Genomic DNA, 23,094 nt, shown 5'->3' with positions numbered 1-23,094 from the left:
ATTTAACCTATTTTAGCTTTGGTTTTCGGCTCGATAAGATACCTGCCAAACCAGCTACCATTCCCATCAAGAGCAAGAAGATGGACTGTTCACTTCCTGTATTTGGGAGAGCTTTTTCTGAGACAACTGCCTTCTTGCTAAATTGACCTGCCACCTCATAAGTAAGTGGTACATTTGTAGTCGCATCATTAGCAGCCGCATTCGTTTGAGGCGTTTCTACCGGCAGACTAAAAGTTGTAGAATCCACAGAAATCGTCCGTGAGTTCGGGTTGATCTTTTCATACTGGGTCAAATCAGCGGTTTTAAGATACTCTTCAAAGGCTGCATCCATAGACGGGCCTTCTTCACGCGCACCACCTAACATCGTGTAGCCATCACCACCTGCAGCTAGGAAATCATTGGTTGCAAGATAGTAGGTTTTTGCGAGGTCCAGTAGTTCATAACGACCAGTTGCACGGTTTTTAACCTGGATGGCCAAGACACGTTTGCCTGATGGTAGGTTAGTATCATAGTAGACCTTCACACCTGAAACTTGCAAGAAACCACCACTTGGTTCTAACAATGGTTGCCCGTTCTCATCCAAGACCTTCTTGCCATCCTTATCGACCTGCAAGATAGAGCCGAGTGACTTTTCAAACATATCCAAAACTTGTTGCCCAGTCACTTGGATTTGTGAAATGGTATTTCCAAATGGAAGAACAGCAATGACATTTCCTTTAGTGATTGGTTTTCCTTTTGCAATGGTTTCACGCAAGCCACCACCATTTGTCACAGCGATGTCTGTCGGATGGCTAAATCCTGTTTGACCATACTGATAGAGCGAGTCTGCCACGACGTTTCCGAGGTTGGTTTCACGGACCCGAACATTTTCACGATCACCGTTTAGTTCTACAGGGCTGTTTGAAACAATCTCAACCGCATTTTCAGCATCGTATTTTTGTTTAATGTCTTTGACTAGTTTTTCAACTGTTGGATTGGCTGGTAATTTTTTAGCATCAGCAGCCGGAATCTGAGTTGGATTGCCCAAAAGCTGACGGGATTTGTAGGTGATTTTCCCTACATTGTGAAGGTAGCTTCCCGTCTGGTTATAGGTAACATTGTCTCCATAGGTCGTTGATTCTACTGTATGAGAGTGACCATCGATTACTGTTACGCGTTTCCCTTTCAAACGAGGATTTTTAGACAAGGCTTCTGCCAAAGTTGAACCACGCCATTCTACTGGGGTTGTGGTATCCACACCCAAGTGAGCCAGCACAACATAGTGTTTGTAGTCCTTACCTTCTGCACGAGCCTTAGCTTGAACTTCTTCGATGACCTTATTGACTTCAGAGATTGGATCTGTAAAAGTTACCCCTTTGACATTTTTAGGGTGAGTTTTGGTTGCTGTTTCAGGTGTTGTCACCCCGATTACAACAAACTCATCACCTTCCACAGTCTTATCTTTATCAACGATTGTAGAAGCTTCAAAGAGACGAGCACCATTGACGTAGGTATTTGAACTAAGTAATGGGAATTTCAAGATTTCCTTGTATTTCTTAGCTTCGTCCAAACCAAAGTCAAACTCATGGTTTCCTACTGCCATGGCATCATACTGCATCTGATTGAGAATTTCAGCACGCGCTTCACCCTTAGTAGAGTTGGAAATCGGTAAACCTTGGAAAGCGTCTCCCGCATCAACAACTAGAGTATTTTGATTTGATTTCGCACGTTCCTGCTCAATGACTGTCGCTAACTTAGCATCTCCAATTACTCCTTTTTCCTCTACAATACGACCATGGACATCATTAGTGTGTAAGATAACGGTGTCCTTTTCTTCGCTTTTAGGAGATTCAACAGGAGCTAACGGAGCTTCTGCAGGTGCAACTGCTTCTGAAGTTGCCGAAGTTTCCGGTACCGCAGGGCTCTCAACAGGAGCTGGAGTCGCCGACGTAGCAGGAGTCGCTACGACAGCTGAACTTTCTGCAGGAGTTGTTGCTTCTTCAGCATAGACTTGTCCAGCTAAGAAGGCTGGAGCTAACAGGGCTGTCGACAAGACAGGTAACAAAGAACGTTTGTTCATTTTAAAATCCCTTTCTTTTCTTTTTCTCTTTTATATTATACGCTATTTCTAAAAATTTTGAAACTTTTGACCTATTTCTCTCTCAAATATTCGCTATTTAACAAAAAAACCTGAACTAAAAAGTTCAAGCTTTTTCTTGATTTATTGGAAATCTTTGATATTCCCATCATAGGTCGCCCAGTCCTTGCTAAAGAAGCGGTCATTCATCTTATAGTCTGGAGCTGGAGTCGGATCCGTCAAGAAGGGATTGACAACCTTATCAAAAGCCAACCAACCCAACCAACCAATATGAATGGTGTCCTTGACAAAGTACGGATCTCCGCCTTTTTTAGAAAAATCAGCAATATTGGTAAAACCCTGACTTTCTAATTGGTAACGAATTTTCTCCACTGCATGCTGGTACATCTCTTCACTGAGCCCTGTGTACTCCATCCACTTCTTGTTAACCGGCTGAATGACAAAGAGCACATTGACATTCGACTTAGCAAATTGATTGAGGACCAGCTGCAAATCATTGTACTCAGAGGACTTGAGGAAGTTGTAATTTTTTTGATATCCTTCCCATTTTTTTAAATCCTTTTGAATCTCCCTCGTATAGAAATGATTTTCCATCCCCATATCGTTATTGGTCGTATTTGCTTCTGCGTCCTTACGAACAATTTTTTCTAACTCATCATAAGAAAATTGATCCGGAAGATCTTTTAAATAGTTCTCCACGTGTTCCTTGTACTTGAGTTGTCCTCGAATGGAGAATTGTCCAAAGAGAGCGGATTGTTTTTCGTTGAATCGCGCAAAAATATCAATAGCAACCTGATCAACATCTGATAATTCTTCACCCTTTGACAGTTTTTGAACAATGCTTTTTAATGCAACATTAGGATTCTGCTTTAACAATCGAATCGCCGCATGCTTTGCAGCAATGTCACCAGATTGATTTCCCAAAAAAGCTGTCAATTGGTCGCTGTTAAAAAATCTCTGAAACGCTGCGGGTTCATAATCTGTCTCCGTAAACCACTGAGGCGAAATCACAAATACAGCCTGCTTATTCTCTATTTCTGGCAAAATTTGCTGTAGGCCAAAATATTGATTGAGAGAGGCTGCTCCTGCTTGACCTAGAAAGTAAGGACGATAGGGACGATGGTATTTTTCCGCTAAAACAGCTGGATGGACACTATCAAATCGAATCCATTCACTGGACCCTAGAAAAGGAATAAAACGCATATTTGGATCCGTAAGAGCCCTTACTTTTTGGCTTCTCTCTTTAAAACTCTCTGCACTAACAGAAGCCGCCGAATATTTCTCCTCAGTCAGATTATGGCTTGTTGTACTTGGATAAAAAAAGATGAGTAGAAGAACCAAAAATCCAGCAATGAAGATAGGCCCGAAGATTAGCCACAAGCGTTTAAGCATTCTTCAACTCCGTAATACCTTCTACGATTTTATTAGCCGTATTCCAGTCATCACGACCGAACTCCGTCACTGGAACACGAATGTCAAAACGGTTTTCAATCTCCACAATCAATTCAACCGTTCCCATGCTATCCAAGACACCGGCATCAAAAAGATCTTCATCCATCATGTCAGAAACATCTTCCATAAACAACTCATCAATAATTTCAATAACTTCTGATTTGATATCCATTTTTTATATCCTTTTATTTTTTAAACCATAAATCATTCAAAAATCCAGAAAAGATTAAGAATGAAACCATCACGACATGGAAGGTGACAACCATGCCAAGCAACTGAATCCAGCGATTCTCAGGTAAGGAACCCTTTCCAGCTTTTTTCCGTTCTTTATTGAGCGCTTTTTTCTTACGAATCCAAGCGTCATTGATGACCAGCCCAATCCCATGAAAAAGTCCATAGGCTATGTAGTACCAGGTCACACCATGCCAAAATCCCATAATCAGCATATTGAGAATATAGGCTACACTTGAGGTCACATTGCGATTTTTAAAGACCTTCTTTCTGGTCAACACCATGACCATCCGCATAAAGACAAAGTCACGGAACCAGAAAGACAGACTCATGTGCCAGCGATTCCAAAACTCTTTTAAATCCCTTGACAAAAAGGGCTTGTTAAAGTTGATAGGACTATGAATACCCATCAAGTTTGAAATGGCTAAGGCAAACATAGAGTAGCCCGCAAAGTCAAAGAAGAGCTCCAGACCAAAGGTGTACATGACCGCTAAAGCGTAGAGGTTAAAGAAACCACCTGTCTGCAAGGCCAAATTTTTCAGCGGAGGCAATAGTGTCTCTCCTAAAATGTGAGCCAAGATAAACTTGTAGAGGAAGCCCAGCATGATATATTTGACAGCCTCTTCTAGCATATCCATCAGCTCATCCCGCTCAGGAATGGTCTCGTAATTTTCATTGAAGCGTTTAAAACGATCAATGGGACCACTTGAGAAAGTCGGCATAAAAAGAAGAAAACGTAAGAATTGCCAGATCGTTAATTCCTTGATGACACCGTCTCTCAACTCAACGATAACCCCAACTGCACGAAAGGTCAAGTAAGAAATCCCTAAAAATCCAAACAAAGATTGAGGTCCATGAATAGCAGGAGATACTTTCACAAAGACGATAGGCAATAGGGATAGAAAGCTAACCAGGTAAAATATCCATTTACTATCCCGCTTTTTCCTGTACCTTTTGTAGAAAGATACAAGCAGCACTTGCCAGATAACATAAAGGATCAAAGCGTTTATTTGATTCGTCTTTCCACCGACCAACATGGTGTCGATAAAGAAGAGACTAACAAGCACCTCATACAAGGCAAAACGTTTCTTGAAAAAAAGACCAATAAAGATAGGTAAAGTCGCAGCAATTACGTATAAAAAGTACTGAAGATCACCATAAGGTTCCAAATGAGGTAGCTGTTTATAAAGCTCCATCATTGGCTGTTTACCTCATTGATCAAGCCCTTGATGTCAATTTTACCATTAGGCGTTAGTGGTAAACTATCTCGATAAAGAAACTTAGACGGCATCATATAGGACATCATGATATCTGCTAGGTCTTCCTTGATAGCCTTGGTAATATCGATATCACGCTCAAACTGCTGACGGACACCGTCTTTTAGGATGACATAGGCCAGTAGATTTTGTACCTTGTGGTCCTTGTTATAACGTGGGACAGCAACAGCCGACTCGATATAGCGAGACTTATTGAGATTTTGCGAGACATCTTCAAGCTCAATACGATAACCATTAAACTTAATCTGGAAGTCCATCCGTCCACCGTAGAGAAGCAAGCCCTCATCTGTCATAGTTCCCACATCTCCTGTGTGATAGGCTGGAAGACCTTCGAACGTAAAGAAGGCTTCTGCCGTTTTTTCAGGATTGTTCATATAGCCTTTTGAAACAGCTGGTCCAGAAACGATGATTTCTCCCTGCTCACCATTGGGAACTTTCTGCCCTTCCTCATCAAGGATAAAGGTCGGAGAATCCGCCTTGGTATAGCCGATTGGCAGGCGTTTCATAGTTTCTAGCATCTCATCTGTAATTGCCACTGCCGATAGGGCTACTGTAGCTTCTGTCGGACCGTAGGCATTGATGATACGGGCATTTGGGAATCGCTCGCGCAGTTTTTGAGCTGTTTTGACCGTCAATTCTTCACCATCAAAGTAGAAATGCGTGATTCCTGGCATTTTCTCACTATTAAAGTCTTCTGACAACATGGCCATATCTGCAAAGGAAGGCGTCGAGGTCCAGATAGCGATTGGCAAGGAAAAAATTGTCGCAAAGAGTTTTTTGAAGTCCTGAGTAATGGCAGATGGAAGAGCGAAAAGCGTGCCACCCAGTGCTAAGGTTGGCGCCCAGTACATGACAGATAGGTCAAAAGAATAAGGGGGCTGAGCCAGCATTTGTGGACGACTTGGCGTCTCAAATTCCTTATCTGTAATCATCCAGTTGGTAAAGCTGAGGAGATTATCATGGGAAATCTGCACTCCCTTTGGCTTACCAGTCGTACCAGAAGTAAAGATGATGTAGTAGTTGTCATCTCCCTTGACTGGATGGGTCATCTCGTAGCTGGAAGCTTGAGCAAAAGCTTCATGGACTTGCTTTAAATTCAGCATCGGTGTGCTAGTTTGCTCTAATGGAAAATCTGAGATAGCAATAATCAAGCTTGGCTCTGCAACTTCTACGATAGCAGAAACTCGTTCCAAGGCCGAATGGCTATCAATTGGAATGTAGGCATGACCTGACTTAGTTAGCGCTACAAAGGTAGCCAACATCTCATATTCCTGACCACCAAAAACGACGACTGGAGATTTCTCAGGCAAGCCTAGTTGGTCGATAGCTGCAGCCAAACTATCCGAATCAGCCTTCAGATCACCATAAGTATGCTCTTGCCCCAAAACATTGTAAACTGGATAACTGGCTTGTGTCTGAGCAAAGTGCTCAATCGTTTCAATCATATCAACTATGGATTTATTTGACACAATAGGTTTTCTCCTTTGAGTTAAAATTCGTTATAGATAAAGCCACCTTGCCCCTGTCCAAGGTAACTAAAAAAATAAAGCAAACCAAGCAAAATAACGAAATACAGAAATGTTTGAGCACAAAAAATATAAAATGTTCTCTTTTTTTTCATATTCGACTTCTTTTTTGTAAATTTTCAGAAAAGCTATGCAAATCAGCAATTACTGCCTTATCTTCCTAACATTTTACCACTTTATCAACCTTTTTTTCAACTGTTTACCATAACTTAAAAATTGGTTTTAGCTTATTTTAAGATAAGTTAAAATATTAATGTTTTGGCCATCAAAAAAGAGCCTGAGATTTCCATCTCAAACTCTGTTGCCAATCACTCTTTTATTTTAGAAAAGTGAAAATACGAGAACTGCTAGGGTCGCACCAACAATAGGCCCCACAACAGGAATCCAAGCATAAGACCAGTCCCCATCTCCCTTGTTTGGAATTGGAAGAAGGCTATGCATAATACGAGGACCGAGGTCACGAGCTGGGTTCAAGGCATAACCAGTTGTCCCACCTAGAGAAAGACCGATACCGACAATCAAGGTCCCCACTGCAAAGGTTCCTAGCCCTGCTTGAAGGTCATAGAGACCCAAAGCAAAGATTGTCAATACCAAGACAAAAGTCCCAAGGATTTCACTAATCAAGTTTGACACAGTATCTTTGATAGCTGGTCCAGTGCTGAAAGTTGCTAGAATATTTCCTGCATTTTCTTCTGCTTCATAGTGTGGTTTGAATTGCAACCAAACTAAAATTTGAGCAAGCATCGCTCCAGCGAACTGAGCTAGGATATATGGGAATACTGAAGCCCAAGGCAAGTCACCTTTTAAGGCTACACCAAGCGTCACAGCTGGGTTTAAGTGTGCAGGACTAAGTTTGCCAGATACAAAGACGGCAACCGCAACGGCAATCCCCCATCCCATAGTGATGACAATCCATCCTGAATTGTTACTCTTGGTTTTGGGAAGAACCACACCTGCTACAACACCATTTCCTAGGAGGATAAGGATTAAAGTCCCCAAAAATTCTCCAAATAATTCTTTCATCATATCGTTGTCTCCATTTAAAAGAAGGAGAGAGAAGGCAAGGAAGGCTCGTCTCCCTCTCTTCTAGTTTTTCTTAATTTTTTAATGCCGCTAGATCGTTTTGAGCAAGAGCTGCTTCGACATCCGCACGGTAGGCTGCTTTTTCTGCTTCTGTCCAATCATAGAATCGTCCCATTTCATCCAGAACAGGCTCCACAATGCTATCCAAACTATCACGCATAAAGAGCATGTGGTTGGTACGGCGAAGGAGGAAGTCAACTGGGCTCAGAGCCAACTCATTGCGCATTGCATAGTGAAGGGACAAGGTATCTGCCAAGCTGAGTCCTGGCGCTTGTTCCAAGCTGTGAGCAAGGGCAAAGACTTTCGGTGCATTTGAACCGTAAAGATTTGCGAGATACTGGGCTTCCTTGCTATCCAAGCCACGTGAAACTCCAAGTTGCGCAAAGGCTTCAATTTCTGAGTCCACATTTGCTGGGTTCAATTCTCCACCTGAAACAGGATAAGTCTTAGAGTTGATCAGTTTAAAGCTACGGTCAAATTCGGCTTTGAGGATGTCAACCACGCGCTCCATAGCTCCTTCAGCCATCTTACGGTAGTCTGTGATTTTACCACCAGCAAGGGTCAATAGGCCATTGTCATCACGATCCAAGCTCGAACCACGAGAAACTGCAGATGGATCCAAATGTTTCTCAGATGTGCTGCTTTCAAGCTTGCTGACAGCAGATTCAACATCTTCACGCGTTTTTTCTTTCGAGAGATAAGCTTCGACAGTCGCAATCAAGCTATTGAAGCTCTCATCGCTAATAGTTCCGTTATTTCCACCATTATAGTCAGAAGCGCTATTGCCTGCGATCAATGGACGAAGACCAGCCCAACTGCTTTCAATATCATCAACGGTAATGTTTGCTTCTGGGAAGCGGTTGTTGACAATGCCAAGTAGATAATCTACATCTTCCTGCGTCACTTTTGGATGTTCCAAATCGCCTGTGTAGTCTGTATCCGTTGTACCAAAGTAAGTCTTGTTTTCACGTGGGAGGACAAAGACCATCCGGCCGTCTCCCAAACCTGTATCAAAGTAAACTGGCTGTGAAACCTTGATCTTGCTTGAATCCACTACCAAGTGAACTCCCTTAGTTGGGCGCATTTGTGAGAATTGGGTTCCCTTATTGGACAAATTACGTACCTTGTCGCTCCAAGGACCTGTTGTGTTAATCACCAGACGAGCCTTGATTTCAAAGACTTGGTCTGTCAACAAATCACGAGCTACAACACCAGTAATCTTACCGCTTTCGTCAAAGAGGAAGCCTTCTGCCTTAACGTGGTTGGCAATGAGGGCACCGTCTTGGTTGGCACGTTTGATATTTTCAATCACAAGACGCGCATCGTTGTTACGGAAGTCAAGGTAAACCCCACCTCCTACCAAGCCTTCTTTCTTCAAGTTTGGCTGGCGTTCCAAGACTTCTTCTTTGCTCAAGACCTTGTTAGCAGCTGGCGTATTGCTGACACCTGCCAAAAGGTCGTACAAGTCCATGGCTACTTTGAGACGGAAGAGGCTAAAGGTCGCTCCATCTTCATCGTAAACTGGCAAGAGCATTGGATCTGGTTTTGGAATATGTGGAGCGATTTGTTGAACCACTGCACGTTCAGAAACTGTATCTGAGACCACTTCCACATCAAATTGCTTGAGGTAACGCAGACCTCCGTGGACCAATTTTGTTGAACGGCTAGATGTTCCTTCTGCGAAATCCTGCATTTCAATCAAACCAGTGTCAAGACCACTAGCTGCCGCCTGCAAGGCTACACCAGCTCCTGTAATCCCTCCACCGATAATCAAAAGGTCCAGGGTGCGTTCCTGCATTTTTTTAATTGATAATTCACGTGTTTTCTTTGAAAATTCCATATTTACACACTTTCTAACTGAGTCGCTTTATTCTCCCAGTATTAGTTGTTATTAGTCATCGATTTCCGCAAAGACTTGCGTTGCTTTCACAGCCTTCTTCCAGCCCTTGTAGAGTTGTTCCTTGCGCGATTCGTTCATCGATGGTTCGAAGAGTTCTCCTGTCTCATTCAAGAGTTTCAACTCATCCAAGTCCTTCCAGTACCCCACTGACAATCCTGCCAGGAAGGCTGCACCTAGGGCAGTTGTTTCCAAGTTTTTAGCACGGGCAATATCGATTCCCAAAATGTCAGCCTGAAACTGCATGAGGAAGTTGTTCATGGCTGCACCACCATCCACCTTCAAGACTTGGATAGCTGTCTGCGCATCCACTTGCATAGTGTCGATGATGTCACGCACTTGATAAGCGATAGATTGCAAGGTTGCCTTGATAAAGTCTTCTTTGCTTGTTCCACGAGTTAAGCCAAAGACCGAACCACGAGCATTTTGATTCCAGTATGGAGCCCCTAGACCTGTAAAGGCAGGTACGACATAAACTTCGTCATTGTTGTGAGAATTGAGAGCATATTTTTCAGACTCTGGTGAATTTTCAACCATGCGAAGTCCATCACGAAGCCACTGAATGGCACTTCCTGCGATAAAGATAGAACCTTCCAAGGCATAGTAAACCTTGCCGTTGATCCCATAACCAATCGTTGTCAAAAGGTTGTTTTCAGACAACTGCATCTCTTCACCAGTGTTCATAATGATGAAAGAACCTGTTCCATAAGTATTCTTGACCATACCAGGTTCAAAGGCCAACTGACCGAAGAGGGCTGCCTGTTGGTCCCCAGCCATACCTGAAATTGGCACTTCTCCACCGTAGAAATGGAATGGAGCAGTCTTGCCGTAGATTTCAGAGTTAGAACGAACTTCTGGGAGCATAGCCTTAGGAATGTTGAGGATTTCCAAAATCTCATCATCCCATTTGAGTTCTTTAATGTTATAAAGCATGGTACGGGCTGCATTTGAGTAATCCGTCACGTGAGCCGCACCGTCAGTCAATTTCCAAACCAACCAAGTATCAATCGTACCAAAGAGCAATTCTCCTTTTTCTGCTCGCTCTTGAGCGCCTTCTACATGGTCCAAAATCCAACGAACCTTGGTAGCTGAGAAGTAAGCATCGATGATCAAACCAGTCTTTTCATGGAATTTTTCTACATAACCTTGACTTTTTAGTTGCTCAGCCAAAGGTGCTGTCTGGCGAGATTGCCAAACAATCGCGTTGTAGATAGGAAGCCCTGTTTTCTTATCCCAGACAACCGTTGTTTCACGCTGGTTGGTAATCCCGATGGCTTCGATTTGATTTGGCTTGACACCACTTTCGATGAAAGCACCCGCAATAACTGACTGAACAGAGTTCCAAATTTCATTGGCATTGTGCTCAACCCAACCTGCTTGAGGGAAAATCTGAGTAAACTCTTTTTGACTAGAGCTAACCTTTTCTCCTTTTTTGTTAAAAATAATGGCACGAGAACTTGTAGTTCCTTGGTCAATAGCCATGATGTATTTTTCTTGTGACATGTGCTGTCCTCCTGATAAAATCTTGAGGGGGTTCCTCTTTACAGTAACTAGTATACAAAATAAAGCGCTTTCTTGTTTATCAATTTTTTTAAAATTTTTAAAAAATGTGAGGAGATTGTGCGAATTTCACAAAAAAGACCTGAAAATTCAGGCCTTTTAAGCAAAGAGCATCTGACGAATCTTCGCCAAATCCTCCATATCCAAATCATTTTTCAAATAGTAGACGGGTGTTTGTTCTTTCTTATGGATAGGGTTGTTAGTAATCAACAAATCATAATGTCGACTAGGGTCATAGGCTTCAATAGTAATGAAACGATTGTATTCCAAATACCGTTTCAAAATGGCAGCCATCCTAGAAAAGACAAGGAAACCAGATGTCAAATCCAGACCAATACTCATATGTTGGCCACCATTTTCTGCCATATACTCTATCAACTGAAGCCATTCCCAGAGAATTTTCTTATCCAAATCCGTTCCCTGATGAAAGGCTGGCAAGATATGAAAAATTCTCTCTGCAGTCCCTTTAAAATCATGTTCCATCAGCAAATAGGGATGGCGATTCTCTGTCTGGTATCTGTACTGATCTTGCAAGATATAGCCCTTGTATAGATAAACTTGACCACAGAGCTGACTGAGTTCATAGGTGACATGGTCCTCTGTGTAGTCCCCCAGCAACTCCTCTTTCTTCATCTCTTGAATCAATTGCGTCAGCAAATCGGCTAACTGCCCTCCGAAACCAAGGATATACTCCATAGTATGAAGGGGCAAAATACGATGGGAAAGGAGAAATGAAAAGAATACCATCATCTCACCGTCCTCAGTTCCTAGAGGGATATGTTGCCCAGCAAAAAAGGACGGAGCCTTTCGAAGCAAACGAACGTAGAAAATATTGTTAAAATACCCTCGCATTTTTTCTTCTATGACTTGAAACTGACAGGCATTGACCCGAAGACGCTGTTGACTGATGTGAGCCCAGAGAACCAAGTCCAATTTCTGACCTGAAGACAAGCTAGTACCGCAGATTTCTTCTAGGGTAGCAATCTCTTGTTTTCTCTCAGCTTTCTGCATGTGACCTTCCCACTCCTGACTGGACCAAATCTTGCGGAAAAGGCAGAAATAAAAGTAACGAATCTGATGCTCTGGACCTCGCCAACGACCATTTTGGATGGATAAGTCAAACTCTGACAAAATATGATTTAGACTAGCTAAGTGGCGACCAAGCGTGGCCTCGCTAATCATCAGTTCTTGAGCCAGTTGATGGGCTAAGAACTGTTGGTGATAGAGAAGGTAAACCAAAATTTGGTACTTAATGGCATTGTCTAGAAACAAGCTCCGAATCTCTCTCCCCTTTGTGGCAGTACCGACAGACAGACGCAGGCTTTCATCATCCAAGTGGATGGTCAGCTCTAACCCTCTTTCCAAGGCATTTTCGTTAATCAGAGAGATGTACTTGGTTAGAGTCGCCTTTGAAAAGCCTGTTTCTTCCAGGGCTTCCTTGACGGTTGTCTGCGAATCTTGTAACAGAAAGGAAAGGACTAAAAATTGGCCAGATTCGGCTTTTTCCATCAAATCACCTAAATACATTTGTTACCCCTTTCATTTTCTCCTTCAAGAATAGCATAAATCTTAGAAATGCGGAAATAATCTGTTTCTCATTTTATTTTAAAGCCGATTTCCTCGTCCTTATTCCACAGAAACAGCAAACACACGACTCCCCCTTTGGGCATTTTTATGCTAAAATAGTAGCTATGGATAAAATTATTAAAACAATATCAGAAAGCGGAGCCTTTCGTGCTTTTGTCCTTGATAGCACCGAAACTGTCCGCACTGCTCAAGAAAAACATCAAACTCAAGCCAGTTCAACTGTCGCACTTGGTCGTACCCTTATCGCTAGCCAAATTCTCGCAGCCAATGAAAAAGGAAATACCAAACTAACAGTTAAAGTTCTGGGAACCAGCTCTCTCGGTGCCATCATCACGGTCGCAGATACCAAGGGCAATGTTAAAGGCTACGTTCAAAATCCAGGTGTTGACATCAAAAAAACTGCAACGGGTGAAGTCCTAGTCGGTCCTTTTGTTGGAAACGGTCAATTTCTCGTTATCACAGACTACGGTACTGGAAATCCCTACAACTCCATGACCCCTCTCATCTCTGGGGAGATCGGTGAAGACTTGGCCTATTACCTGACAGAAAGTCAACAAACTCCTTCAGCAGTCGGCCTCAATGTTCTTTTAGACAAAGAGGACAAGGTTGAAGTTGCCGGTGGTTTTCTTCTCCAAGTCTTGCCCGGGGCCAAGGAAGAAGAGATTGCCCGCTTTGAAAAACGCATCCAAGAAATGCCAGCCATCTCAACCCTTCTGGAAAGCGATGATCATATCGAAGCCCTTCTCAAGGCTATCTATGGTGACGAATCCTACAAACGTCTATCTGAAGAAGAAATTCGTTTCCAATGTGACTGCAGTAAAGACCGTTTTATGAACGCTCTTGCCAGCCTTCCAAACTCAGATCTTGAGGAAATGAAAGAGGAAGACCACGGGGCTGAAATCACTTGCCAATTCTGCCAAACAACTTACAACTTTGATGAAAACGACCTGGAGGAACTCATTCGTGACAAATCTTAATACACCCTTTATGATTGGCAATGTTGAGATTCCCAATCGTACCGTTTTAGCGCCTATGGCTGGCGTGACCAACTCAGCCTTTCGTACCATCGCAAAAGAGCTCGGAGCTGGACTCGTTGTGATGGAAATGGTCTCTGACAAGGGAATCCAGTACAACAACGAAAAAACACTGCACATGCTTCATATTGACGAAGGAGAAAATCCCGTGTCAATCCAACTTTTTGGTAGTGATGAAGACAGCCTCGCACGCGCAGCAGAATTCATCCAGGAAAACACCAAGACTGATATCGTCGATATCAACATGGGTTGCCCAGTTAACAAAATCGTGAAGAATGAAGCTGGCGCTATGTGGCTCAAGGACCCAGATAAGATCTACTCTATTATCAATAGGGTCCAATCTGTCCTTGATATCCCCCTCACTGTCAAAATGCGTACAGGCTGGTCTGACCCATCCCTAGCCGTGGAAAATGCCCTCGCTGCTGAGGCTGCAGGTGTCTCTGCCCTCGCTATGCACGGCCGTACCCGTGAACAAATGTACACAGGTCACGCAGACCTTGAGACTCTTCACAAGGTTGCTCAAGCTTTGACCAAGATTCCATTTATCGCAAATGGTGATATCCGTACGGTCCAAGAAGCCAAACAGCGTATCGAAGAAGTCGGGGCTGACGCTGTCATGATTGGACGCGCAGCCATGGGAAATCCTTACCTCTTTAACCAAATCAATCACTACTTTGAAACGGGAGAAATACTCCCTGATTTGACTTTTGAAGACAAGATGAAAATTGCTTACGAACACTTGAAACGCTTAATTAACCTCAAAGGGGAAAACGTAGCCGTTCGTGAATTCCGCGGCCTCGCCCCTCACTATCTCCGGGGTACATCTGGTGCAGCCAAACTTCGTGGAGCCATTTCACAAGCTAACACCCTAGCAGAGATTGAAGCCCTCTTGCAATTAAACAAAGCATAATACACAAAAAACCGTAACTCGCTTGAGTTTACGGTTTTTTAGATCCTAGGAAAACCTAGGTACTATTATTGAATCAAGGCAACACTCGAAACTTTACCATCCGCACCTGTTGTAATTTGGATGATTTTTCCGCCACCTATTTTGGCATTATACTTACCATCATCAAGAGTGTAAGAGTAGCCTCTGATAGAATAGTTTTCTTTCTTTCCATCTGCAGTTTCTACTGTAAATTGGCCCCCTGATGAAACCGTAATAGTTTCGCCATTCGCTCCCTTCCAGTTGCCTGTAGCTGCTGAGAAATCACCATCGACCATGGTTAAAACACCCTTGTAGCGTTTGTTGTGTTCTGCTTGCTTGTCTTGAAGTTTGCGGTCAGTTGTTGGATCATAGCTTGACTGGTTAGACTGGTCTTGAGAGCCTTGCTGAGTTGAAGGTGCCTGAGATGGAGCTTGTTGACTGGGAGCTGCTTGTTCTTGTCTTGATTCAGGTGCTGGTTTCGCTTGTGACTGATCTGCCGTTGTAGAAGACTGACCAGAAGATGCCTGAGCCTTTTCAGATGAAGCTGAGCTTGAAGATTTTTGTGTCTTGCTTTCTTTGCTAGAAGAAGCTGCTTTAGAACTTGATGATTGACTTGTTTTTGCAGAGCTACTGGTTTGAGTGGATTCGTTTTTATTTCCACAAGCTCCCAGTAGCAAGGTAGAAGCCAATACAGTCGCTGCCATCAATTTGATATAGGTTTTCTTTTTCATTTTTCTACTCCTTTGTAACATTTTTGAAATGTTAAGAAATCTTTTTGTAATATAATTGTAACATTGGGCTTTGAATCTGTCAACTATTTAGAGAAACTATTTTAAAAAATTTCTCTCTACTATTTCTATTCGTAATTGAAACGAAAAAATAGAAAATTTTTAAAATTAAAGTCCTATTTTTTACATCACCTTTGTGTAATCGCTTGCATTGCATTAGATAAAGGAATATAATAACATTGAAATAGAATATAGGAGGTATGCTCTTATGCTAAATAAGTATTACAAGTATCTTCCTTGGTTGATTTTGGGAGCTATTGGCTCTTATCAATCAGCCACTTACTATGCGCGAACTGCATTTGATGTCTTCTATCTGACTGCAATCTTTTTAATTGTTTATATCGCTTTGTTATTTTTACATGAGAACTATCTCAAGTATCGATATAAAGACTTCTTTACTCACATGTTGAGTAATCCTAAGAAAGATAGCCATTCATAAAAAATGATGATAAATAAAGAGGTCGGGAACTTTGTCCCGACCTCACTTTTTATTTCAATCGATAGGTTTTTCTTGGTTTCTTTTTGGGTACTCGTTTGAGTCCGACTTCTTCTACATATTCTCCGTATTTTACGAGAAAGTTATTGCTGACAATTGGGCGACCAGGGTTGATGAGATTAACCAGTTCAGTCCCCTCGTAGACAGTGAACTCCTCCTCCAGCAGATAGAGGAAGGTCGGATTCCAGTCGAGACGGCCTTGGATTCGTTTGATGGATTCTTGGATAATGGCATAATGGTCAAAGGCGAAGGCTTGCTCGTCCAGCTCGACTCCATCTAGGTAGCATTTGCCTGTCTGAAAATCGACATCTACAAAAACCACATCCTTGGCATCGTCACCTGCCTGAACGAGGTCTAAGGCACGACTAGGTAGGTACACTAAGTGGGCAATGGTCACCGTCCAACCCCGCGGGTCACGCCCGGGAGTCGATACGGTCATCAATTGCTCGATTTTCTCCAAAGGTAGATCCAGATTGACTTCTTCTCTCACTTCGCGCTGACAGGCATGTGTAGCATCTTCTCCCTTGTCCATAAAGCCTCCAACTAAGGCTAAACAGTTCTGATAAGGGTGGGCCTTGCGACGGATTAGCAAGAGCTTGATCTTTCCTTCGACAAAGCAGTAGGCTACCATATCCACTGTCACACTTGGTTTTTCATATTGAGGGAGTTCCTGCTTGTAGTACCAGTCTAAAAACTCCTCCTGACTGGCATGGATTTCATAATATTCTTTTTCCGTCATCCCTTCTGGAATCTTTATGTCTGCCATCTTATGCCTCCTTTCGAACTGCCTTGGTCCATTGGTACCAACCCACTAGACTATTGAGTGTGTATACCCAGTACATCCCTTGGATGTGAATATTTTCACCCCACCAGAGATAAATACTAAAAAGATTGGTTGCAATCCAGAAAATCCATTGCTCGCGGTAGAGACGTGTCATCAAGAGCTGACCAACGCCATTGGTCGCATCGGTAACACTATCACGGAAAGGGCGAGCACTATTGATACTTTGATAAGCCAAGCCCGTACCAATCCAGATAATGGCAGTCAAGGCTAAGTACTTGAGCCAGTCAAGAACAGATAATTTCTTAGCTTCAAAGTGGGATTCTTCTGGTTTTTCCTGTTCATTGATACGATTGGACAGCCAAGCATAGAGACCAATCGGCTGCATGACAAAGAAGTAAACCGTCGTCAAGACTTCGCCATAAAAAGTCGCATTCATGGCCAAGATCAAGTAGATTGCCGAATTAATGGCCCCAAAGAGATAATTGCTTGCACGCCCTTCTGCTACCAAGATAACACAGACAATCCCAGTCCAAGATGCAAACAAGCTCAGCCAGTCATGACTTTCCGTATTTTGCGTGAACTCTAAGATCAAGGGAACACTTGACAGAGCGATGAGGTATAACCACTGGACAAGGCTACGGCCGACAAAGAGATCTTTCCAGAGCAGGCGCATGATCCCTACAAAACCAATCTTGCGGGCTTCTGCATGGATATTTTTAAAGTTTTCGATAAATTGTGTGATTTTTTTAGTTACTGTTTTCATAATTTTCTCCTAATCTGCTTGGTAAATGGCATCGATAGCCACTTTGGCTACTTCATAATTGCCTAGGTAATCCTCCGCTAGATAAACTAGTGGAATGGTGGTTAAGTATCGCTCCCTCATCTGGTCCAAATGCTGGGAAAAACTGTAGCGAATGTGGTCCTCTGCCATGGTCATATCTCTAAATCCGTCATTGACATAGGAACCGACAGGTTGCACGAAGAGAATCAAATCCCATTTTTCCTTGGCCAAGATAGAGGCAAAGAGATTGTCAAAGGTTTCTCCTGATAAGTCCTCTTGATCCTCAGTCTCCATGTAATAGTCATAGTAGCCCTTGGTTACCAAGGAGTTGGTATCGGCTATCACAAGGCCTCGATTGGCATTACTATCGATTAACTTAGAGGTCTGGTCATACTGCCCTAAAAGGAGATAATAATAATCTTTTGGAGTCAATTCATCGTCGCGGACATTGTTTTTGATCTGGTACTCACGCGCGTATTCCAGACTAACGGGTGCATCGTAATACCTTGCCAAATCCTTGGCCAGAGTGGTCTTCCCATTGCTAGCACTTCCCATAATCAAGACTTTCTTGGTAAACTGACGACGGAAGGGTTGAGCGATGTATTTCCAATATTTGCTTGGATTTTCTCGAATCATAGTCGCTGAGATACCAAACTTTCTTTCTTGCAAGACAGTGCCAAATCCACGTTTAGCTAGCTCCTGCTGGTATTCTTCTTCTCCCACAAAGAAAGTCAGTTCTTGCTGGGTTTCATCATAGGAAATCTCCGCTAACATCTGATCCAACCACTCCTGCCAGCCCATAGGGTAACGGGGAAGGTTGGTCTCATCCAGCTTGCAGACAGAGGTCAATTCGTCATCACGAAAAGCCTCTCGGATATAGCGAAATCGTTTTTGAAGACTTAAACCTACCTGCTCCCCTCGGTCTCCCTCGTAGCCTGAAACGACTACCCAGACCTGGTCACACTGACGCTTTGCTCGCTGGATCAGATCGATATGACCCTGATGGAGAGGGGCAAAGGTCCCAAATACCACTGCTGTTTTCTTTTTCATAAACGTTTTACCTTTTTATATTTTTTGATATTTTTATTTTCTATGTTTTTATTATATACTATATTTTTGTTTTGTCAATAGTTTTTTATCATTTTTTATAAAAAAGTAGAAAAAAAGAATCAGGACTACTCCTGACTCTCCATTTTTAAGCAATATCAAATTTTAACTGACCTGCTTTGACACCAATCTTGAGGGTCTTGCCTGCTACCAGTTCTCCCTTAAGGAGGAGTTCTGCCAACTTGTCTTCCACTTCTGTTTGCAGTGTTCTGCGAAGTGGGCGAGCTCCCATTTCTGGATCATATCCTTGGCTTGCTAGTAACTTCAACGCTGAAGCTTGCAGTTTCAAATCGATGCCCTTCTCAGCGAGGCTAGCAATCAATGGTTTCACCATAATCTTGACAATTTCCTGCATGTGTTCGCTATCCAAACTGTGGAAGACCACCTTTTCATCAATACGGTTGATAAACTCTGGTCGATAAGTTTTTTTCAACTCTTCAAAGATTCGTTTTTCCATATTTTCCTGGTCAAAACGAATGTCTTTCGCTCCAAAGCCAACAGTCTTGTCATCACGAAGAGCCGTCGCACCAAGGTTTGACGTCATGATGATAATGGTATTTGAAAAGTCCACCTTGCGTCCCTTGCTATCTGTCAAGACACCGTCGTCCAGAACCTGCAAGAGAACATTAAAGATATCTGGGTGGGCCTTCTCTACCTCATCAAAGAGGAGCACAGAGTAAGGTTTGTTGCGAACCTTCTCGGTCAACTCCCCACCTTCCTCGTAGCCCACATAGCCAGGAGGTGCTCCATTGAGACGGCTAGCTGCGAATTTCTCCATATACTCACTCATATCAAAGCGGATAAGGGCTGATTCGTCATCAAAGAGAACTTCTGCCAGAGCCTTTGCCAATTCGGTCTTACCGACTCCTGTCGGCCCTAGGAACATAAAGGAACCAATTGGACGCTTGTGACTGCGAATCCCTGACTGATTGCGACGAATCGCACGGCTAATGCTTGAAACAGCTTGATCTTGACCGATGACACGTTTGTGTAGTTCAGCTTCCAAGTTCAGGTATTTCTTGGCATCCGTTTGCGTCAGTTTTTGGACTGGAATCCCTGACAAGCGACTCAAGGTAGTCAAAATTTCAGATTCTGTTACCAAGTCTTTATAGACAGGGACTTCCTGCTCTTTTGCGATTAGCTGAGCAGCTTGTTTCCACTTGCCATCCATCAAGGCCTTGTCAGCTGGAGTCAAGTCAGATTCGTCTGTTTTCACATGCTTGGATTTGTTTTGCACTGTTGCTGCCGCTTCATCCAATAGATCGATGGCAGAGTCTGGTAAGTGACGACTGGTCAAGTAACGATGCGCCATCTTAACTGCTGTTTCGACAGCTTCATCTGTGATTTGCACACGGTGGTGTTTCTCATAGGTAGCCTTCAAACCTTGCAAAATAGTCATACTGTCAGCTAGACTTGGCTCTTCAATCGTCACTTTTGCAAAACGACGAGAAAGGGCAGCATCTTTTTCGATGTGTTTTTGGTATTCTTCCTGAGTGGTTGCACCAACTGTTCTCAGAGTTCCGCGAGCTAAGGCTGGCTTCAAGATATTGGCTGCATCCAGAGTCGAGTCAATACCGCTACCAGAACCCATGATGGTGTGGAGTTCATCGATAAAGAGGATCACTTTGCCATCTTCCTCGATATCCTTGATGATGTTGTTCATACGCTCTTCAAAGTCACCACGGAAACGTGTCCCTGCAACGACATTCATCAAATCAAGCTCTAGAACACGCATCTTGACCATTTCAGCTGGCACGTCCCCACTGGCAATACGCTGGGCAAGCCCAAGTGCTAAAGCTGTTTTCCCGACACCCGCATCTCCAACCAAGACAGGATTGTTCTTGGTCTTCCGACTCAAAATCTGAATCATACGCGAGATTTCCTTGTCACGACCGATAACTGGCTCTAACTTGCCAGAACGCGCTTGCTCCGTCAGGTCATGAGTATAATCCTCTAAACCGCCACTTTGAGCTTGAGGCATGCCCATCATATTGGCCATAGAATTTTGCTTGTCAGTTACTGTGCGATGACGTTGACGCAAAGCCTTGAGATCTTCTCTTGTCCATCCTGCACGCTCTTCTAGATTACGACGAAGAGCAGCAATTCTGACCTGATCTTTCTGGTCTTCATAAGAAAAGCCTGCTCTCTCCAAGATGCGAGTTGCCAAGGCATTGCCGTCATGCAAGATCGCATAGAGGACATGTTCTGTCCCTAGCACCTTTGCGTGGACCACTGAGGCTACATACTCTGCTTCTGCAAAGAGAACTTCTAAACGATGGGAAAAGGGCAATTCCGTAAAAGTTTCGTCTTGGCTATAATCCGTTTCAGTCAGTTCCAACGCAACCTCTTCTAAACGATCCATTTCATAAGGATAATCATTTAGAGTTGCACCTGCCACACTGTAACTGTGATTGGACATGGCAATCAATAAATGCCAAGACTCTAGGTAACGGGCTCCAAAATGGCTCGCAACCATGTAGGCACTCTCGATACATTCATTCAATGCTTTTGAATAGTTCATCTTACTTCTCTTTTCTATCTACCTCTTGTAATAGCTGTCGGAGCATATTGGCACGGACAACTGAGGATTCTTCTCCTAGGACACGATCCGTTGCTACTGAAGTCAGCAAGGTCATTTCCTGCTTGGTCATCAAGTCCTGCTCCACCAAAAGCTGGAGAATATCCTCGTAAATCTCCTGACTAACTCGCTCACCAATCGAGTAAAGCAAATCGCGGAGCATCTCATGATGACTGGAAAATTCAATCCGCCCTATGCGAATGTAGCCTCCGCCACCACGCTTGCTCTCAACCAAGTAACCTCTGCTTTCCGTAAAGCGGGTCTTGATGACATAGTTGATCTGGCTCGGTACAACCTGGAAGGTATCTGCCAACTGGCTCCGCTGCAATTCCACGATACCAGACTGGTCTAAAATCGCCTTGATATAGGCTTCGATATGATCTGATGTATTTTTAAATCTCATAGTAAATCAAACTCCTTCTTTGAACCTTGACTATCTTTGACTATACTATCATTTAACACTCTATAAGTCAAATTTTTAAGGCTCAACCATTGGAAATACTGACTTTTTTAAAAAACACTTTGGCATTAATTCGCCTTAGTTTTTCTTGAAAGTTCCTAAAAAAGTCCACAAAAAAGAGCCCTGAAAAGGGCGTAACATTGACGAGTTCAGCAGGCAAGAAACTAGCACGGTCAGACGTGCTTTTTTGTTTCTCTGTACCTGGTACAAGTATAACATAAAAATTTGCTCATTTTCTAATTTTAAGCAAGTTTTTCCCTCTTACCCCCCACTCCCTTAAAAAAAACGTTAGATATCTGGACAGTTACCCCCTCCCTCCGGTTCCCATTTCTGAAAATTTTCATGAATTTTCATAACGGGGGGTGTTTTACAATTTTTTTCTAATTTCTAAACCCTGTTATTTTGACAAATTGGAACTTAAAACAGCCTTCTTGTGTCTCTATAATCTCTTATGAATTCATTGTTTTACACATTCTATTGAATTCGCTTTGTGAGTTACTTCCTTACTCTATCAAGCGTTTTATAAGATACTGTTTTATGAGTTCACTGTTACCTTAAAACAAGGAATTCATAAAAGAATACAGAAAAAGATAGGCGCAAACCTATCTTCATTTTATTTATTGCCCAAAGAATTTAGAAATAATATTTTTCTTTTTCTCTGGTAGATCATTAAAGACTTCCCTTTGTTTAATAAGTTCTTGCTCTTTCCGATCTATAAAATCATCTACCACTCCAGAGATATACTCTGTAAATTCTTCAACACTATGTCCCTTGATTTTACCATCTTGTACTAACTCCTCTAAAAGCAAGTCACTCCATAAAACCATATCTGGAGAAAGATTATAGTGCTCCAATTCTTTAAGAATGGCCTGCTCATAGTATCGTTGTTGCCCTTTGTTAATGTAATAGTACTTGTCTTTAAACTTTCCTTCTAATAGCTTGATGCAATATTCTTCTGGCAGTTCACTTCTCAAAAAGCCTTCAGTGGTTACTGTAGAAGATTCCATAGTGTAAAAGCTCTGTAGTTCATTTAAAAATTCAAAGACAACAGAACGATAAAGTTTATTTTCAGCTTTTAATGTTTCTACCATATCAGCAACCAAGGGTAGAATTTTACTCTGAGAGAACTCCTTCCAGTCTTTAAAATATACTAATGACTTTTCCCTGATGGCTTTTTCTCGCTGCTTAAATTCATTTTCTAACTGATTTTCTTTTTGACGTGTTGTCAAAAACATATCGCTTAAAATCGAAGTGTAGTCTTGTTTATACTCTTCAATTTCGTTTAGTATTTCTTTTTTAACTCCCTCTTGCTTACTAAAGAATTCTGTAGCTTCTTGTTCATTCATTTTATGAAAAAGATTCTTCATGAGTTCATGAAATGGATTAACATAAACTAGATTATAGTCCTGATACAAAAGAAAGAGATTGATTACATCAGTGCTATTCAT

20 protein-coding genes are annotated in these 23,094 nt (G+C 42.5%); 3 read left to right on the top strand and 17 right to left on the bottom strand.

Annotated features, from left to right (window positions below):
• Window positions 1–7: 7 nt before the first annotated feature.
• From nt5e to B7720_RS02910, 10 genes are all read right to left on the bottom strand, one after another.
• Window positions 8–2,059: a cell surface ecto-5'-nucleotidase Nt5e gene (gene nt5e / locus B7720_RS02955; protein WP_084856460.1), complete on the bottom strand. Its 2,052-nt coding sequence runs from the start codon at window positions 2,057–2,059 to the stop codon at window positions 8–10.
• Window positions 2,060–2,200: 141 nt separating this feature from the next.
• Window positions 2,201–3,469 carry a D-alanyl-lipoteichoic acid biosynthesis protein DltD gene (dltD, locus tag B7720_RS02950; RefSeq protein ID WP_084856458.1) on the bottom strand — a complete coding sequence of 423 codons (1,269 nt, stop codon included), beginning with the start codon at window positions 3,467–3,469 and terminating at the stop codon, window positions 2,201–2,203.
• On the bottom strand, window positions 3,462–3,701 hold the full coding sequence (dltC, locus tag B7720_RS02945; protein ID WP_000351972.1) for a D-alanine--poly(phosphoribitol) ligase subunit DltC: 240 nt from the start codon (window positions 3,699–3,701) through the stop codon (window positions 3,462–3,464). The genes dltD and dltC overlap by 8 nt, the downstream gene beginning before the upstream one ends.
• 13 nt (window positions 3,702–3,714) lie before the next feature.
• The gene (dltB, locus tag B7720_RS02940; protein WP_042903062.1) at window positions 3,715–4,959 is read right to left on the bottom strand and encodes a D-alanyl-lipoteichoic acid biosynthesis protein DltB; all 1,245 of its coding nucleotides are present in this window, start codon (window positions 4,957–4,959) and stop codon (window positions 3,715–3,717) included.
• Window positions 4,956–6,506 (bottom strand): D-alanine--poly(phosphoribitol) ligase subunit DltA, encoded by a 1,551-nt coding sequence (gene dltA / locus B7720_RS02935; protein ID WP_084856456.1) that lies wholly within the window; start codon window positions 6,504–6,506, stop codon window positions 4,956–4,958. Before dltA ends, dltB begins: the two co-directional genes overlap by 4 nt.
• A gap of 20 nt (window positions 6,507–6,526) precedes the next feature.
• Window positions 6,527–6,658, bottom strand: a complete 132-nt coding sequence (locus tag B7720_RS02930) for a teichoic acid D-Ala incorporation-associated protein DltX (protein WP_000730286.1) — start codon at window positions 6,656–6,658, stop codon at window positions 6,527–6,529.
• Window positions 6,659–6,884: 226 nt separating this feature from the next.
• A complete protein-coding gene (locus tag B7720_RS02925) occupies window positions 6,885–7,589 on the bottom strand; it encodes an MIP/aquaporin family protein (protein ID WP_084856454.1) in 705 nt (234 codons plus the stop codon).
• Window positions 7,590–7,659: 70 nt separating this feature from the next.
• A complete protein-coding gene (gene glpO / locus B7720_RS02920) occupies window positions 7,660–9,486 on the bottom strand; it encodes a type 1 glycerol-3-phosphate oxidase (RefSeq protein WP_084856452.1) in 1,827 nt (608 codons plus the stop codon).
• A 51-nt stretch (window positions 9,487–9,537) separates the two neighbouring features.
• Window positions 9,538–11,046: a glycerol kinase GlpK gene (glpK, locus tag B7720_RS02915; protein WP_049520559.1), complete on the bottom strand. Its 1,509-nt coding sequence runs from the start codon at window positions 11,044–11,046 to the stop codon at window positions 9,538–9,540.
• A 156-nt stretch (window positions 11,047–11,202) separates the two neighbouring features.
• Window positions 11,203–12,630 (bottom strand): AcpB/EbpR/MafR family transcriptional regulator, encoded by a 1,428-nt coding sequence (locus tag B7720_RS02910; RefSeq protein WP_084856449.1) that lies wholly within the window; start codon window positions 12,628–12,630, stop codon window positions 11,203–11,205.
• Between the two features lie 164 nt (window positions 12,631–12,794).
• Here B7720_RS02910 and hslO point away from each other — a divergent pair, with 164 nt between their 5' ends.
• Both hslO and dusB read left to right on the top strand, forming a co-directional pair.
• Window positions 12,795–13,667 carry an Hsp33 family molecular chaperone HslO gene (gene hslO, locus B7720_RS02905; protein ID WP_042903064.1) on the top strand — a complete coding sequence of 291 codons (873 nt, stop codon included), beginning with the start codon at window positions 12,795–12,797 and terminating at the stop codon, window positions 13,665–13,667.
• A complete protein-coding gene (dusB, locus tag B7720_RS02900) occupies window positions 13,654–14,634 on the top strand; it encodes a tRNA dihydrouridine synthase DusB (protein ID WP_162281763.1) in 981 nt (326 codons plus the stop codon). Before hslO ends, dusB begins: the two co-directional genes overlap by 14 nt.
• 65 nt (window positions 14,635–14,699) lie before the next feature.
• On the opposite strand, the gene B7720_RS02895 is transcribed toward dusB, so the two are convergent.
• Entirely contained in the window at window positions 14,700–15,383 is a 684-nt protein-coding gene (locus B7720_RS02895) for a hypothetical protein (protein ID WP_061587269.1), read from the bottom strand.
• A 265-nt stretch (window positions 15,384–15,648) separates the two neighbouring features.
• On the opposite strand from B7720_RS02895, the gene B7720_RS02890 reads away from it, so the two are divergent.
• Window positions 15,649–15,879 (top strand): hypothetical protein, encoded by a 231-nt coding sequence (locus tag B7720_RS02890; protein ID WP_049504550.1) that lies wholly within the window; start codon window positions 15,649–15,651, stop codon window positions 15,877–15,879.
• Window positions 15,880–15,928: 49 nt separating this feature from the next.
• Here the strand turns inward: B7720_RS02890 and B7720_RS02885 are convergent, their stop codons facing one another.
• The 6 genes from B7720_RS02885 to B7720_RS02860 all read right to left on the bottom strand — a co-directional run bounded on the left by B7720_RS02885 (window position 15,929) and on the right by B7720_RS02860 (window position 23,094).
• Window positions 15,929–16,702 carry an NUDIX domain-containing protein gene (locus tag B7720_RS02885; RefSeq protein ID WP_084856444.1) on the bottom strand — a complete coding sequence of 258 codons (774 nt, stop codon included), beginning with the start codon at window positions 16,700–16,702 and terminating at the stop codon, window positions 15,929–15,931.
• A gap of 1 nt (window position 16,703) precedes the next feature.
• On the bottom strand, window positions 16,704–17,483 hold the full coding sequence (gene pnuC / locus B7720_RS02880; RefSeq protein WP_084856442.1) for a nicotinamide riboside transporter PnuC: 780 nt from the start codon (window positions 17,481–17,483) through the stop codon (window positions 16,704–16,706).
• A gap of 9 nt (window positions 17,484–17,492) precedes the next feature.
• Window positions 17,493–18,551: an AAA family ATPase gene (locus tag B7720_RS02875; RefSeq protein ID WP_084856440.1), complete on the bottom strand. Its 1,059-nt coding sequence runs from the start codon at window positions 18,549–18,551 to the stop codon at window positions 17,493–17,495.
• A gap of 145 nt (window positions 18,552–18,696) precedes the next feature.
• Window positions 18,697–21,129 (bottom strand): ATP-dependent Clp protease ATP-binding subunit, encoded by a 2,433-nt coding sequence (locus B7720_RS02870; RefSeq protein ID WP_084856437.1) that lies wholly within the window; start codon window positions 21,127–21,129, stop codon window positions 18,697–18,699.
• Window position 21,130: 1 nt separating this feature from the next.
• Window positions 21,131–21,589 carry a CtsR family transcriptional regulator gene (locus tag B7720_RS02865; RefSeq protein WP_001211263.1) on the bottom strand — a complete coding sequence of 153 codons (459 nt, stop codon included), beginning with the start codon at window positions 21,587–21,589 and terminating at the stop codon, window positions 21,131–21,133.
• 674 nt (window positions 21,590–22,263) lie between these two features.
• Window positions 22,264–23,094: a hypothetical protein gene (locus B7720_RS02860; protein WP_084856435.1), complete on the bottom strand. Its 831-nt coding sequence runs from the start codon at window positions 23,092–23,094 to the stop codon at window positions 22,264–22,266.

This window comes from Streptococcus oralis subsp. oralis, assembly GCF_002096455.1.
GTDB classification, from domain to species: Bacteria; Bacillota; Bacilli; order Lactobacillales; family Streptococcaceae; genus Streptococcus; species Streptococcus oralis_CY.
Note: the sequence above shows the minus strand (reverse complement) of the source record. Positions and strands in the feature narration are given on the sequence as shown.